The sequence below is a fragment of the Gemmatimonadota bacterium genome (genome assembly GCA_016712265.1).
Lineage (GTDB): Bacteria > Gemmatimonadota > Gemmatimonadetes > Gemmatimonadales > Gemmatimonadaceae > RBC101.
In genome coordinates this window covers 107,976-122,682 of record JADJRJ010000031.1, presented here as the reverse complement: position 1 = coordinate 122,682, position 14,707 = coordinate 107,976, and the positions used below count along the sequence as shown (strand labels likewise).

General features: G+C 68.7%; 10 protein-coding genes. 3 read left to right on the top strand and 7 right to left on the bottom strand.

The window, feature by feature from the left end:
• Window positions 1-13 precede the first annotated feature (13 nt).
• Window positions 14-1,009 (bottom strand): threonine/serine dehydratase, encoded by a 996-nt coding sequence (locus tag IPK85_21650; protein MBK8249971.1) that lies wholly within the window; start codon window positions 1,007-1,009, stop codon window positions 14-16.
• 86 nt (window positions 1,010-1,095) lie between these two features.
• On the opposite strand from IPK85_21650, the gene IPK85_21645 reads away from it, so the two are divergent.
• Window positions 1,096-2,757 carry a L,D-transpeptidase family protein gene (locus tag IPK85_21645; protein MBK8249970.1) on the top strand — a complete coding sequence of 554 codons (1,662 nt, stop codon included), beginning with the start codon at window positions 1,096-1,098 and terminating at the stop codon, window positions 2,755-2,757.
• Between the two features lie 45 nt (window positions 2,758-2,802).
• On the opposite strand, the gene IPK85_21640 is transcribed toward IPK85_21645, so the two are convergent.
• Window positions 2,803-4,509 (bottom strand): amidohydrolase family protein, encoded by a 1,707-nt coding sequence (locus IPK85_21640; protein ID MBK8249969.1) that lies wholly within the window; start codon window positions 4,507-4,509, stop codon window positions 2,803-2,805.
• Window positions 4,510-4,599: 90 nt separating this feature from the next.
• On the opposite strand from IPK85_21640, the gene IPK85_21635 reads away from it, so the two are divergent.
• Window positions 4,600-5,625 carry a proline iminopeptidase-family hydrolase gene (locus IPK85_21635; protein MBK8249968.1) on the top strand — a complete coding sequence of 342 codons (1,026 nt, stop codon included), beginning with the start codon at window positions 4,600-4,602 and terminating at the stop codon, window positions 5,623-5,625.
• A gap of 29 nt (window positions 5,626-5,654) precedes the next feature.
• Here IPK85_21635 and IPK85_21630 read toward each other — a convergent pair whose 3' ends face one another.
• The 5 genes from IPK85_21630 to IPK85_21610 form a co-directional block, all read right to left on the bottom strand.
• Entirely contained in the window at window positions 5,655-6,761 is a 1,107-nt protein-coding gene (locus tag IPK85_21630) for a hypothetical protein (protein ID MBK8249967.1), read from the bottom strand.
• 103 nt (window positions 6,762-6,864) lie between these two features.
• The gene (locus IPK85_21625; GenBank protein MBK8249966.1) at window positions 6,865-9,951 is read right to left on the bottom strand and encodes an efflux RND transporter permease subunit; all 3,087 of its coding nucleotides are present in this window, start codon (window positions 9,949-9,951) and stop codon (window positions 6,865-6,867) included.
• Window positions 9,948-11,027, bottom strand: a complete 1,080-nt coding sequence (locus tag IPK85_21620) for an efflux RND transporter periplasmic adaptor subunit (protein ID MBK8249965.1) — start codon at window positions 11,025-11,027, stop codon at window positions 9,948-9,950. Before IPK85_21620 ends, IPK85_21625 begins: the two co-directional genes overlap by 4 nt.
• A gap of 11 nt (window positions 11,028-11,038) precedes the next feature.
• Window positions 11,039-12,403 (bottom strand): TolC family protein, encoded by a 1,365-nt coding sequence (locus IPK85_21615; protein ID MBK8249964.1) that lies wholly within the window; start codon window positions 12,401-12,403, stop codon window positions 11,039-11,041.
• Window positions 12,404-12,458: 55 nt separating this feature from the next.
• A complete protein-coding gene (locus IPK85_21610) occupies window positions 12,459-13,139 on the bottom strand; it encodes a TetR/AcrR family transcriptional regulator (protein MBK8249963.1) in 681 nt (226 codons plus the stop codon).
• A gap of 90 nt (window positions 13,140-13,229) precedes the next feature.
• Here IPK85_21610 and IPK85_21605 point away from each other — a divergent pair, with 90 nt between their 5' ends.
• The gene (locus IPK85_21605; protein ID MBK8249962.1) at window positions 13,230-14,702 is read left to right on the top strand and encodes an arylsulfatase; all 1,473 of its coding nucleotides are present in this window, start codon (window positions 13,230-13,232) and stop codon (window positions 14,700-14,702) included.
• Window positions 14,703-14,707 lie beyond the last annotated feature (5 nt).

Here is a 14,707-nt window from a genome sequence, read left to right as displayed (position 1 = left end):
GTCCGCCGTCTACCTACCGCCGATCCCCCACCACCCGCCCCCACGCCTCCCCCGCGATATTCCCGCCGCACACAACGACCGCCACCCGCTGACCGTTCAGCTTCGGCGCATCGCGCCACATCGCCGCGAGCGCCACGCCGGCCGCGCCCTCGATCCGGCCCGGCTCCACCTGCGCCCACTGCCGCATCGCCGCGGCAATCTCGTCCTCGGTCACTGTCACCCACTCGTGCACCAGGTCGCGACACACCGGGAAGGTGATCGCACCAGCCTCGATCCCCCCAGCCGTCCCGTCGGACAACGTCGGCTCGGACACCATCTCCACAATCCGGCCAGCCCGCACGCTCTCGGCCATGACTGGCGAATTCGCGGGCAGCGCCCCAACGATCCGCACCTGGGGGGCCATCGCACGCAACCAGAGCGCCATGCCACCGATCAACCCACCGCCACCTACGGCGATGTAGATCGTGTCCGGCACCGGTCCCTGTCGCAGCATCTCCACCGCCGCGGTCCCCTGCCCAGCCATCACCGCGGGATCGTTGTACGGGGAGACATAGGCCGCACCCGTTCTCGCCGCCGCCGCCCGCGCCTCCAGCTCCGTATCCAGGCCGTCAGTGCCAAAAAGCACGATTTCGGCCCCCTTCGCCCGGATCTTGTCCACCTTGGCCGGCGACGCACCCTCCGGCACATACACGCGCGCCCGGACTCCCATGGCGGAGGCCGCGTACGCCACCGCGGCCCCGTGATTCCCACTGGATGCCGCGACAATCCCGGCCGCCCTGGCCGCAGCGCTCAAGGTGAGCAACTTGTTGACAGCGCCCCGGAGCTTGAACGATCCCGTCGGGAGGTGCTGCTCCTCCTTGAGCCAGACCTCGATCCCGGCGGCCGCCGACCACCCGTCACTTTGACGGTATGGCGTTTCGGCTACCCGCGGCCGGATCCGCCGATCCGCCTCGTCGACGTCAACCGCGCTCACCGGTGTATCACCTGCTGCACCCGCCGTGTATTCCATAGTATGAGCCAGCCCGCTGGCGACGTCCGATACTCCTGCCTCGGACGCCCGTCGGAGTTATGATTCGAGACCGCTAATCTGGTCCTGTGAAGCCACTGTTCGCTGCATTCGCTCTTGCTGTCCTCGCCCTGGGCGCCAGTGCCCAGGCGCCGATCGATTCCGTGCCGGCGGCGCCGGAGACGGCGGCGGTCCGTGCACGCTTGCTCGAGGCGAATGCGCCTGGCCTGCGGTGGCCGCGGGTCGGCGATGTCGCCGCCGCCGTGACGGCCGCCTACGAGAGAGTACAGTGGCGCCCCCTCTGGAGCAACGGCGGGCGGCTGACCCCAGCGGCGCGCGGCACGCTCGCGTTCCTCACCCAGGTCGACTCGTTAGGGCTGGACCCGCGCGACTTTGACGTGGCGCGCCTGGACTCGCTCGCCCGCACCATCGACCAGGCGCCAGCCGAAGCGGCAATTGCCGACTTCGAGACCACCCTCAGCGTGGCCAATGCGCGGCTCCTGCGTGCGCTCCGCTGGGGACGCGCCCGCCAGCCGCAGGCCTACCCGCGCCTCCCTGCGCCGGGTGAGGGGTTCGACCTCGCCGCCGGGCTGTACGCACTCGCCGTGGGCCCCGATCCGGTGGCGGTCTTCGACCAAGCCGGTCCCCAATGGACGGCCTACCGCGACCTCACGCGCGCCCTTCCCGCCGTCCGTCGGCTCGCCGCGGACACCTCGGTTTCACCGGGGGCCCCGATCGCCACTCTTCGGGGGCGCCCGCTTCCCACGGCTGCGCCGCTCCGCCTGGTCCTCGCCGCCATCGGCTATCCGTCCGACAGTACTGCCCCCACGCCTGCGGCGGACACCCTGCTCGACCCGTCGCTGTCCCGCGCACTCTCGGCCTATCAAAAGGATGCGGGAATTGTGCGAAGCGGCGTGTTCGACCCCCGCACGCGTGACCACCTGCGCACGAACCTCCGGCGACGCGAACGCGATGCCGTGCTCTCCCTCGAGCGATGGCGTTGGCTTCCCCGCTCCGGCGACCGTCGGGCGATCGTCGTCAACATTCCGGAGTTCCGGCTCCACGTCTATGAGCAGGCGACCACCGGCACGCCGACGTTCAGCATGAACGTGGTGGTCGGTCGCGGCGAGAAGGACCGATACACCCCGCTGTTTGTCGAGGAGATGGAGCACGTGATCTTCTCGCCGTACTGGGAGGTCCCGCAGACCATCGCGAAGGACGAGATCGTCCCCAAGGCCACGAAGGACTCCACGTACCTCGTGCGCAACCGCTACGTCCTGGTGCGCGGCTACAGCGAGAAGGCCCCGGTGGTCACGCCAGATTCCGCGAGCCTCGCCCGCATCGGCAAGAGCGTTCGGGTGCGCCAGCTGCCCGGGGACTACAACTCGCTCGGCCGCGTGAAGTTCATGTTGCCGAATGACCTGAACATTTATCTGCACGACACCAACGAGAAGCACCTCTTCAAGCGCACCACGCGCGCCCTCTCCCATGGGTGCGTGCGCGTAGCCGAGCCGCAGAAGCTGGCGCAGTGGGTCCTGGCCGGCGACACCGCCTGGTCCCTGGACCGGATGAAGAAGGCGATGAAGGCGGAGAAGCCCGAGCTGGTGAAGCTCAGCGAGCACATCCCGGTGCTCCTGGTCTACCACACCGCGGCGGTCGACACGGCCGGTGTCCTACGGAGCTACCAGGACGTCTACAAGTACAACGACGAGTTGGTGGCCCTGCTGGCGAAGGGGTACGGCGCGAGCTAGCCCGTCGCTGAGACGGAGCGACGACGGGCCGGCGACACGCGGCGCCTAACGCGCCGGCATCAGGATCCTGCCCGGCAGTGCCCACGTCAACGCGCCACGCGCCACAACCGGCGTCCCGCCCACCAACACCCACTCGACCCCTTCCGCATACTGGTGCGGGTTGGTGAACGTCGACTTGTCAGTGAGCCGGTCGAGGTCGATGATCGCGAGGTCGGCCACCATCCCCTCGCGCACTTGCCCGCGGTCGCGCATCCCCATGATCTGCGCCGGCAAGGATGTCATGGACCGGATCGCGTCCTCGACCGACAACACACCACGCGTCAACGCGTAGTGCCTGATCTTCCGCGGAAAGGTCCCATAGTAGCGCGCATGCGTGGCCGGTCCGTCTTCGGGTAGTGCAATCCCGGCGTCCGACGCCGTCGCGACCCACGGGAGCGCGGCATATGCCTCGATGTCGCGCTCGTCCATGGAGAAGCCGCGCACGCGACCACCCCCCGGACGATCCGCGCGCCCGCGCAACTGCAGCTGGATCGCGGCGTCGACCTCGCTCACGTTCCAGCGCGTCGCCACCTGCCGCAGGCTCTTGCCGACCACCCCCGTATCCGGGTGATCGAAGACGAGCACCTGCTCGGCGCCCCCACGTCGTTGGATCTCATGGGTGATGTCGCGACGCAACCGCGCCTCCTGTTCCGGGTTGGCGAGGACACGCCGCAACGCCGCGTGGTAGTCGGCGGCACCACGCGCGCCGTCCACCGGGGCCTCATCGCGCGCGAGGGCCCAGGTCGGCACCAGCACCGTGCTGCCATCGGTGCCACTCGTGGCATACGGATACTGGTCCGCCCACACATCCACTCCCCGCGCCCGCGCACGCTCGATCAGCTGGATCGCCGCGCCACTGCTCCCCCAGTAGTTGGCGCCCTTCGTCTTGATGTGCGACGCCACGACGCGAATGCCTCCCCGTTCACCCACCTCGATGGTCTCACGAATGGCGTCGAGCAGCGTTGGTGGCCCCGCGCTGTCCTGGCTCGGCCAATACCACATCGGGTCCTGCCCCTCGCTGCGCTCGTGCGAGATGTAGACCCCATGGAACGGCGCAACCTCCTGCGCGAGGGCCACGACCTCGTCGGTGGTACTCCAACGACCGGGAGCGTATTCCAGCCCGGCCGACAGTCCCCACGCCCCGTCCGTCATTGCCTGGCGCACCATCGCGCGCATCCGGTCCACTTCATCCGGCCGCGAGGGACGGCGCACATCCCGCCCCATCACCGCGCCACGCACACTGCCGTGCCCCACCATCAGCGCGGCATTGGGGCCAATACCAAGCTCGGTGATGCGCCGACGCTGCTCGGCGATGGGCAGGGGCGAACGACCATCCTGGTTCACGACCACGGTGGTCACGCCCTGCATCACGAGGTTTGGGGCCGCGCGACGCTTGGCGTCGGCGTCACGGAACCCGCCGTCGGGTGAGCTCCCGTCATCGGCGTGTGAGTGAATGTCGATGATCCCCGGGATCACCACCTTGCCACTCGCATCGATCCGCTGCCGCGCGGCCGCCGGCCCAAGGCGCCCCACCGCGACGATGCGCCCATCGCGGACGGCCACATCCGCCGGAAAGGCCGGGTTCCCGGTCCCGTCGTAGACACGAGCGCCCGTGATCAGGAGGTCATACGGCGGAGTTTGGGCGGCGACAAGGCGCGCACCTAGGGCGAGGGCGAGGAGCAGGGTCGGTCGCATCCCCCAATCTGCGCGCATGCCCTGGACCTGTCAGGAGCGGTGCCTTGCGGCGCCGGGGTTTCGGCGCACGTTACCGGAGTCACCCTTCCTTCCCAGGACGCCCCGCTCATGCGTCGCCTCGCCTTCGCCGGCTGCACCGCCCTCGCCTCCCTCCTCGCCGCGTGTGCCCCCGAATCACCATCGCCGCGGGCGGCGGCCTACTTCGACAACACCGGCCGGAGCGACACCCTCACCGGCGGGGTCCGGCTGATCCCCATCACCACCCCCAAGGGGACGTTCAAGGTCTGGACGAAACGCACCGGCAACAACCCGACCATCAAGCTCCTGCTCCTGCACGGCGGCCCGGGGATGACGCACGAGTACTTCGAGGCGTTCGACTCGTATTTCCCCGGCGCCGGGATCGAGTACTACTACTACGACCAACTCGGCTCCTTCTACTCCGACCAGCCGAAGGACTCGTCCCTCTGGAACACCGAGCGCTTTGTCGAGGAAGTCGAGCAGGTGCGCCAGGCCCTGGGATTGGGCAAGGACAACTTCTTCCTGCTGGGCCATTCCTGGGGCGGGATCCTGGCGATGGAGTACGCCCTCAAGTACCAGCAGCACCTCAAGGGGCTGATCGTCTCGAACATGATGGCGAGCATCCCGGCCTACAACGAGTATGCGCGCAACACCCTCATGCCGGCGATGGACCAGAAGGTACTGGCCGAGGTGAAGGCGCTGGAAGCCGCCGGCAAGTACGCCGATCCCCGGTATATGGAGTTGCTGATCCCGCATCACTACGAGCAACACGTGATGCGCACGCCGTTTGCGGAATGGCCCAGCGGGGTGGCGCGGGCAATCGCCCACGTGAACCCCGACATCTACGTGCCGATGCAGGGCCCGAGTGAGCTGGGGGCGAGCGGCAAGCTGGAGAAGTGGGACCGGACGGCCGATCTCGCGTCGATCACGGTGCCTACCCTGGTGATCGGTGGGGGGCACGACACGATGGACCCCAAGCACATGGAGTGGATGTCGACGCAATTCCCCAAGGGCGAGTATCTCTACTGCCCGAACGGGAGCCACATGTCGATGTACGACGACCAGCGCACGTACGTGGACGGGGTGATCGCGTTCCTCAAGGGCGTCAAGCCGTAACGCCGGCCCGGCGCCCTGCCGCACCGCCCCTAAATCAACGCATCAGCGATCGCGGCGATTTCCGCCGCATCCTTCCAGGCCTCCCGTAGCGCATCGAGTTCGCCGTCCATCGCCCGCCGCTCCGACTCCTCGTGGGCGGCCATCTCCAGCGCCAGTCGGTCCACTAACGGCACATCCACCAGCTCCGTGGCCGGATCGCTGCCGATCCCGCCACGCCCCCAGAAGGTGCGCCCGGTCAGCCGCCAGGCGAGTCGCTCGGTCTCACTCGTCGCCACCTCCAGCGCTTCCACCGTCGCCACACCGCCCTCCTCATGCTGGAGCCGGCCCCATGAGGTGCGCAGCGCGATCGACAACACCCGATTGAAGTAGGAGTCCGCACGCGCCGACTCGTCCACCTTGGCGGAGGCAGACGCCAGCAACTCCGGCGTGAAGCCACGACCGCGCTCCGTGCCATTCACGATGGCGAGCATGCGGGCGGCGGCACGGAGCCCGGCCTCACCGGCGAGTGTCATCGTCCCCTGGTCATGCGGGATCACGAGTGACCACGGCTGCCCGGGCTCGGGTCGAACGAGCCGCGCCTGCACCAGGTGGCGCAACCGAATCACCGCGAGGGGGAGGTCGGCGCCCTGGGGAGCGTCACCGATTCGGACGACGTCGGCCACCGTGTGGCCCATGGCCCCAAGCAGGAGGTCGCCCATGGTGTGGCGCACGGTTGCGTTAGGGGAGCTGCCACGCAACAACCGCCGCACCGCAATCGCGGCACGCACGGCGCTGCGACCCAACACCCGCGTGCCGTCGTGGGTCCGCTGGGTTACCGTGCGCCCATACCGCCACGCCGCCACTTCGGGGCGCAACGCCGGTCCAATGCGCACCAGGTCCAACTCCGCGCCCAGCCACGCGAGCCCGATGTTCCCCGAGGTGTAGCGCAGCGTCGTGCGCCGAAAGCGACGCTCACACTCGTCAACCACCTCCCATCGCTCCTCGATGGGGGCGAGGTTCCATCGCTGGCAGGTGGTGCACACCGCCCACACCCATCCGCGCGCCGGATCAAAGGCCACGCGGCGGGACACCGGGAACGACTCCAGCTCGCGATTTGCGCCGAGTGGGCCGTAGCAGAAGGTGCAGTGCGTGTACACGGAGCGCCGCCGGGTGATGGCCGACCCAAGTTACCACCACCAGCGCGACCTGGTGGTGGATTGGGGACCAGCCGTGCCCGACGGAGGTCGAACCGCAGCCAGCCTAGTGGGCCGGAAGCACCGCAAGGTCGGCCGGCACAGCCTGCTCCTGGGTGAACTCCAGTCGCGGGGCGAGCATGCGGTACATCACCGGCGTCACGAGGCGGGCGATCAGGGTCGACGACACCAACCCACCGATGATGACCCAGGCCAGGGGGGAATAGAGCGACGACCCCTCCACGGCGAGTGGCAACAATCCCCCGATGGCCGTGAGCGACGTGAGGACGATCGGCACAAAGCGAACCTCGCCCGCACGCTGGATCGCGTCATCCAGGGCCATCCCCTGCCGTCGCAGTTCATCAGTGAAGTCGACGAGCAGGATCGAGGTCTTGATCTCGATCCCGATCAACGCGACGAACCCGATCATCGCGGTGAAGCTCAAGGTGTTCCCGCTCAGCCACAGCGCCACAATGCCCCCGACGATCCCCAGCGGGATGACCGACGCCACCACCAGCGTGCTCGTGAAGGTGCGAAACTCCAGCACAAGGATCGCAAGGATCCCGAACGTGGCGACGATGATCGCCGCCCCGATGCCACCAAAGCTCTCCTGCCGGCTCTCGATCTCACCAGCGGCGACCAGGCGATACCCCTCGGGCAACCGCAGGGCCTGCACGCTGTTCAGGATGGTCCGCGTGACCCGGTCCGTGTTGTAGCCGGTGCGCACGTAGCTGGTGACGGTCACCGCGCGTTGCTGGTCCCGGTGCGTCACCACGGTGGGCGACCCGCGGAACCGCACGGTGGCGAGCTGGCCGAGTGGCACCGAGGCCCCGGTGGTGGAGGCGACCTCGATCCGGTCGAGGATGGCACGGGTCGGGCGACCCTCGCGCGCCACGCGGACCACGATGGGATACTCATCCCCGTCGCCGGCGCGGAACTGCCCAGCCTCGAGTCCCGCGACAGCGAGGCGCACGGTCCGGTCCAGCTCAACGGTCGTGACGCCAAAGACGCCAGCCTTCTGGCGGTCGACCTGCACGGCCAGGTCGGTGCGCTGCAGGGCCAGCGGGTCACGCACGTACTGTGTCCCCGCCGTCGCGCCCATCACCCGCGCGACGCGGGCCGAGAGCGCACGCAGCGAGTCCAGGTCCGGCCCCTCGACGCGCAGCGCGATCGGGGCGTCGATGGGCGGACCGTTCTCGAACTCGCGCACCTCGATGCGCGCGCCGGGATACGCCGCCAGTCGCACTCGCAACGAGTCGAGCATGGCCGGGGTGCCGTCCGCCTCGTAGGCATGCAACAGGACGAACAGCTGGGCGTGATTAGTGGATTCCTGGCGGGGCGCCACGTTGTAGTACACAAAGGGATTGCCGCGCCCGACGTTCGTGAAGGCACCGCGCACGGCCGGATGCGGCAGGACGGTCCGCTCAACGAAACGCGCCGCCGCATCGGTGGCCTCGAGCGACGCGCCCTCCGGCGTCTCGATATCCACGAGGAACTGCGGCGTCCCCGCCTTGGGGAATAGCGAGAACCCCACCGCGGGGACCAGGGCAAGCGACGCCACGACGAGCACGCCGGACACCGCCAGGGTCCGCCAGGGATACGCGAGGGCCCGGTGCAGGAGCGGCGCGTAGGTCACCTGGATCCCGCGCTCCAGCAATCGCAGGAAACGGTTCCCGTGTGCCGGGGCGTTCCGCGGCATCACCAGCGAGGCGAGCCACGGCACGATGGTGAAGCTCACGAAGAGCGACGCCAGCACCGCATAAACCACCGCGATCGGCAGCGACCGGATGTACCGCCCGGACAACCCGGGGAGAAAGATCAGCGGCAGGAAGGCAAAGATGAGCGTCGCCGTCGCCCCCATCACCGCGACCGCAATCTGCCGCGTCGCCTCCACCGCCGCCTCGCGTCGCGAATGTCCTTCGCGAAGGAAGCGCGTGATGTTCTCCACGACCACGATGCTGTCGTCCACCAGCAAGCCGAGCGCGATCACGAACCCAACAATCGACAGCTGGTTGATGCTGAGCCCGGTCGCCTCCAGCATGGTCACGGCCATGAGCAGTGACAGGGGAATCGAGACCATCACGACCACCGAGGCTCGCCACCCGAGCGGCAGCAACGTGAGGAGGACCAGGGCGAGCGCAATCGCGAAGTCGGTGCCAAGGCGCGAGAGGCGCCGGGCCACGTTGGCGGCCTGGTCGAAACCACGCTCGAGGGTCACCCCAGGCGGTAGCGTCGCCTCGATCCGGTCGAGTTCCGGCCAGATCGCGGCCTTGAGCGTCGCGATGTTCCCGCCTTCCTGCATGGCCGCGGTCACGAAGACGGCCCGACGCCCGTTCCACCGACCGATGTGCACGGGGTCGCCGTATCCCCATCGCACCTGGGCCACGTCCTTGAGCCGCACGATCCCCGCAGCCCCACCGCCAATCACCGTGGCCCCCACCTCATCCAGCGAGCGGTACCGACCCACCGGCACCAGGTTGAAGCGACGGGCGCCGACGTCGATGCTGCCGCCGGGGATCGTGGCGTTGTCGCTCCCGATCGCCTGCAACACCTGCATCGCCGGCAGCCCGAGCCGCGCGAGTCGCTCCAGGTCGAGGTTGACCTCCACCTGCCGGCTCGGCGCGGCCCATCGCTCGGCCTTCTTCACCCCCGCGATGCGCTCCAGTCGATCCTCCACCTGGTGGGCGAGCGAATCCAGGGTGGCGTATGTCGCCGTCTCGCTCACCAACGCCGCTTGCAGGATGCTCACGTTGGTGCCCGACGCCCGGACGACCTGGAGGCGGGTCAATCCCGACGGCAGGCTCGGACGGAGCGCATTCAACTCGCGCAGCACTTCATCCTCCTTGCGATCCGCATCCACTTCGGGGTCGAATTCGACTTCCACGATCGCGAGCCCGTCCTTCGCCTCCGACGACAAGCGCTTGACGCGCTCAAGCGCGTTCAGCTGGTCTTCCAACGGATCCACAACCAGTTGCTCCATGTCGCCCGGGCTTGCACCGGGATAGACCGCCACGACGGTGTAGATCGGGATCGGGAAGATCGGGTCCTCGCCCCGCGGGATCTTGAACCAGCTGGCCACGCCAAGCGCGGCCAGCATGAGGAAGACGAGGATCGTGAACTGCCATCGGCGAACCGAGAACGCGACGAGCTTCATCGCTTGACCTCCACGCGCGCGGAGTCGGTGAGCCACGTGGCCCCGGCGGTCACGACCTGCGCGATGCCATCGAGCCCGCGCACGAGGACGCGGTTCCCCTCGAGCCCCACCAGGGTGACCGCGATCCGCCGCGCGCGCGTGCCGCCGGCATCCACGGTGTAGACCACGCCCACCTCGCCATCACCTTCCACCAGGGCCTCGGCCGGGATGGCGGCCACACCACGCGCCGCCGCCGTACCGCGCATGGACCGGGCAGCGATGGACACCCGGCCCACCAGGCCACTCGGCAGCTCGGCCGCCCCATCCAGGCGCACCTGGACCTCCCACGTTCCGGTGCGAGGATCGGCGTCAGCACCCACGAGCACGACAGTACCCCGGAAGGTGCGTCCCGGGACGGCATCAAAGGTCGCCGTCGCTGCGGCACCAACCCGCACCCGGACCGCATCGCGATCCGGCACTCCCACGCGCATCACCTGCCCACGCCCCCGGGAGGCGAAGTCGAGCACCGGGGAGCCGGCCCCAACCAGCTGTCCCGGGTTTGCCTGCCGACGAAGCACGGTGCCGTCCGCGGGGGCGACGATGGTGGCATACTCGTGGTTCACCTGCGCGGCACGCAGGTCGGCCTCGGCGCCATCGCGAGCGCTCTGGGCATCCTGCCACTGTGCGATCGTCGCGACCGAGTCGCGAAAGAGTCGTTCCACCCGCGCGGCATCGCGGCGCGCCTTCTCCACGCCGACCGTGGCCTTGGCCAACATTGCATCGATCTCGCGTTGGTCGAGCTCGGCCAGCACCTGGCCGCGGCGTACCGTTGCGCCCTGATCGACGAGGACCCGTGCGACGATCCCGCCAATCTTGAATGAGAGCGTCACCTCGTCCCGCGCTCCCCAGCTGCCAACCGCGGTGATGGTTGAGGTATCGCCACCCGCCGCGACGGGCGCCAGCTGGACCGGGGTGGCAGCGTCCATGACAGGGGCCGCGGCGGCATCCTCGGTGGCGTCGGCACATGCGAGCGCGAGCGGGAGGAGCAGGAGGGTGAAACGCATGCGATGGGCGGGGACGATGGCGAGGTGAGACATGGGAGAAGCGATCATTGGGGAAGGCGCCGCAGGGCTGCGGCGCGTTCGAGGTCGACCACGCGGGCGGCCAGCGTGTAGCGGGAGAGGACGAGGTTGAGGTCGGCCGACGTGAGCTGCGTGCGCGCGTCCGACCATTCGAGGTGGGCGGCGAGCCCCTCGACAAAGCGCCGGTCCACCATCTGGAAGGCGCGTCGGGCGGCGTCCACCCGGGCGTGGGCGGCGGCCAGTGCCTTCTGCGCGACGGCGACCGCGTCATGGGCCGTGCCCACCTCGAGGGCGATGGCGCGCTGCAGCTCGGCGGTACGGTAGGTCATGGCGCGTTCGGCCGAGGCGGCGACCTCGCGCCGGCGCGCATCCTGGCCGCCATTGAATAGGTTCCAGCTCAACACGAGGCTGGCGATGGCCACGTCGTGCTTGCTGTTGAAGGCGTAGTTCGCCCCTTGCACCCCCACGTCCGCGGCGAGGGCGACCGAGGGGAGGAAGGCGCTCGACGCGGCACGCCCCTGGGCGCGCGCGGCCGCGACCCCGGCCTCCGCCTGGTCGAACTCCTCGCGGCGACGGGCGTTGGCGAGGGCCTCGTCGCGCGTCACCGGCGCCTGGGCCGGGAGCAGGGAGTCGATGAGCTCGGGCACCGCAGTGTCCAGCTCGCGGTCGAGCAGGAGGTTCAGGGCACCTAACGATGCCTGGCGCAGGCGAACCGACTCTGCGAGTTGCTGCTCCCCATCGGCCACCGCGGCGCGCGCACGAAAGACCACGTCGCCGGTGATCGTGCCGGCCGCGAGCATCCGGGACGCGACCCGCTCGTTTTCCCGTAGCACCAAAAGCGTTGCATCCCAGACATCGACGGCACGCCGGGCGCGCGCGTGGTCCAGGTAGGCCAGGCGGGCCGTGGCATCGAGGCTGCGGACCGCGGCGGCGCGTTCGGCACCGCGAAGGGTCGCCACCGCACGGGCGGCGTCGAGGTTGGCGTGCAGCGCACCGTTGAAGAGCGGGACCGTCGTCCGAAGGCGGGTCTCCTGCTTGAACGGGAGCGTCTGGTTGATGTTGGTCGGGAAGACGTTGCGCCCCAACAGCTGGTTGAGCGCCGCGTAGGCCGGGTTCACGGCGTCCCCGATGTTGACGGCGCCGCTGAGTTCCGAGTAGCGCGCGTCGAGGCCGACGGTGGGCAGGTACAGCCCCCGCGCCTGTCGAACGGCCAGTTGCCCCTGTGCCTCCGCCTCCCGCCCCTGACGCACCGCCAGATTCCGGGTGATGGCGATGCGGGCGATCGAGTCCAAGGGATCCTGCGCGCGGATGGGGATCGCCAGCAGTGCCATCACCGCCCCGAGGCGCACAGCGGGCACCGATCTCTGCAAGGCGGGACGGATTGTAAACATCGTCACGATATGTAACGTCGTTAAGTGTGGGTGCAAAAAAAACGCCCGAACACGCTCATGGGTTTCGGAGCATCCCCTGCATCAGGGTGTCGCAGGCCAGGCGCGCCGTGGCCATGGGATCCCGCAGCTCGATCCACGGATGCTGGTCGTGCCCCTTGCTCAGGTGGATGGTGGCGATGCCATGGACGATGCCCCACATGATCTGGGACACGGACTCGACGTCGTGCAGGTCCTCTTTCAGGAGGCCGGCAGAGATCGCTTCCGCGACGGCCGTCTTCAGGAAGACGTAGCCGTCCTCGGCGGGATCGATCTGCACTTCGTCGGGACCCGGCACCGGACGCTCCACCATGAACATGAAGCGGAACTGCTGCGGGTGTTCCAGGGCGAATCTGACGTAATTCACCCCCATCGCGCGGATGCGGGCAATGGGGTCGGAGACCTGCTCCATGTGCCGGAGTGCCTCGCCCAGTGCCCGGAAGTCGTTCAGGCACAGCTCGTTGAGGAGCGCGTCCTTGTCCTTGAAGTGGTGGTAAATCGTGGTCGCCGTGTAGCCGATTGTCTCGGCCAGCCGTCGCATGGACGTCTCGGCGTACCCCTCCCGCGTGAACAGCTCACGGGCGGCCTCGAGGATCAGGGCGCGCGTGGCAGCCTTCTCGCGATCGCGGCGGAGCCGGGATGGTGAGGCGACCGCCTCGACGCGGCGGGCGGCGCGGACGGGGCGCCTGAGGGGAGACATGCCGTGAAGTTAACAGTGTTACACGACTCGTCAACCTCGGCATCTTGTCACCCCTTGTCTCCCCCGTGGCGGGGCGCAGCTTCCCCCGGCATGAGAATCGCCTCGCTCATTGCTGTCGCCCTTGTGGCGTGCCACGCGACGCCGCCCGCTGCTCCGCCGACGCGGCCCAACGTCATCTACATGCTGGCCGACGACCTCGGGTACCGGGAGCTGGGGGCGTACGGACAGGCGAAGATCCGCACGCCGCACCTGGACCGCATGGCGGCCGAAGGGGTGAAGTTCACCCAGCACTACTCCGGGTCCCCGGTCTGCGCGCCCTCACGTGCCGCCCTCCTGACGGGGCGGCATACCGGGAGCGGCGTCGTGAAGGACAACCTCGAGTTCGGCGGATGGGGGGACCACGAGGAAAACGGCCAGATGCCGCTCCCGCGCGGGACGTTCACCCTCGCGCGGATGTTCCAGGGAGCGGGCTACTCCACCGGCGCGATTGGCAAGTGGGGGTTAGGCGGCCCGGGAACGGAAGGCGAGCCTAACGAGCATGGCTTCGACTACTTCTTCGGGTACATGGACCAGAAGCAGGCGCACAACTACTACCCGACGCACCTGTGGCGGAACGGGCAGCGCGTGGCCCTTAACAACCCGTACTTCAACCCGCACCAGAAGCTCACCGGGGCGGCCGGCGACGCGGCAAGTTACGCCGCCTTCAAGGGACAGGAGTACTCCCTCGACGTGATGGCCGATGATGCCCTGCGCTGGATCCGCGATCAGCACGGGCAGGGGAAGCCGTTCTTCCTGTATCTCCCGTTCACCGTTCCCCACCTCGCGCTCCAGGTCCCGGACTCATCGCTCCGCCAATACGAGGGCGCCTTCGACGAACGCCCCTACCCAGGCGACAAGAGTTACCTGCCACATCCGCGGCCCTTCTCCGCCTACGCGGCAATGATTTCGCAGATGGACGCGCACGTCGGTCGCGTGATGGCGCTCCTGCGCGAACTCGGGATCGACGACCGCACCCTGGTGATGTTCTCCAGCGACAACGGGGCGACCTACACCGGTGGTGTGGATGCCGCGTACTTCCAGTCGGTGGGCGAGCTGCGGGGGTTGAAGGGATCGGTATACGAGGGCGGGATCCGTGTGCCGCTCATCGCGCGCTGGCCGGGGCGCATTCCCCCGGGCACAACGTCGGACGCCGTCACCGCCTTCTGGGACCTGCTGCCGACCTTTGCGGAGGTCATTGGCGTGCGTGGGCCGTCGGGGCTCGATGGGGTCTCGTTCATGCCCCAACTGCTTGGTGCAAGCGCACCAGCCGATCGACCCGCGCTCTACTGGGAATACCACGGCCTGTGGAAGGGCGCGCAGGCGGTGCGCCTGGGACGCTGGAAGGGCGTGCGCCTCGGCGGGCATGAACAGCCCGACGCTCCCATTGAGCTGTATGACCTGGTGGCCGATCCGTCCGAGGTGAAGAACCTCGCCGCGGATCACCCCGACGTCGTGGCCAGGGTCCGCGAGGTGATGCAGTCTCGCACTCCGTCCGCCGTCACCGCCTGGAACTTCAAGTGGTAAGCAGC

Bases quoted from the DNA above. Each gene is read 5' to 3' on its own strand.
- IPK85_21650 (MBK8249971.1), bottom strand. From the start codon at position 1,009: ATGGAATACACGGCGGGTGCAGCAGGTGATACACCGGTGAGCGCGGTT.
- IPK85_21640 (MBK8249969.1), bottom strand. From the start codon at position 4,509: ATGCGCGCAGATTGGGGGATGCGACCGACCCTGCTCCTCGCCCTCGCC.
- IPK85_21635 (MBK8249968.1), top strand. From the start codon at position 4,600: ATGCGTCGCCTCGCCTTCGCCGGCTGCACCGCCCTCGCCTCCCTCCTC.
- IPK85_21625 (MBK8249966.1), bottom strand. From the start codon at position 9,951: ATGAAGCTCGTCGCGTTCTCGGTTCGCCGATGGCAGTTCACGATCCTC.
- IPK85_21620 (MBK8249965.1), bottom strand. From the start codon at position 11,027: ATGTCTCACCTCGCCATCGTCCCCGCCCATCGCATGCGTTTCACCCTC.
- IPK85_21615 (MBK8249964.1), bottom strand. From the start codon at position 12,403: ATGTTTACAATCCGTCCCGCCTTGCAGAGATCGGTGCCCGCTGTGCGC.
- IPK85_21610 (MBK8249963.1), bottom strand. From the start codon at position 13,139: ATGTCTCCCCTCAGGCGCCCCGTCCGCGCCGCCCGCCGCGTCGAGGCG.
- IPK85_21605 (MBK8249962.1), top strand. From the start codon at position 13,230: ATGAGAATCGCCTCGCTCATTGCTGTCGCCCTTGTGGCGTGCCACGCG.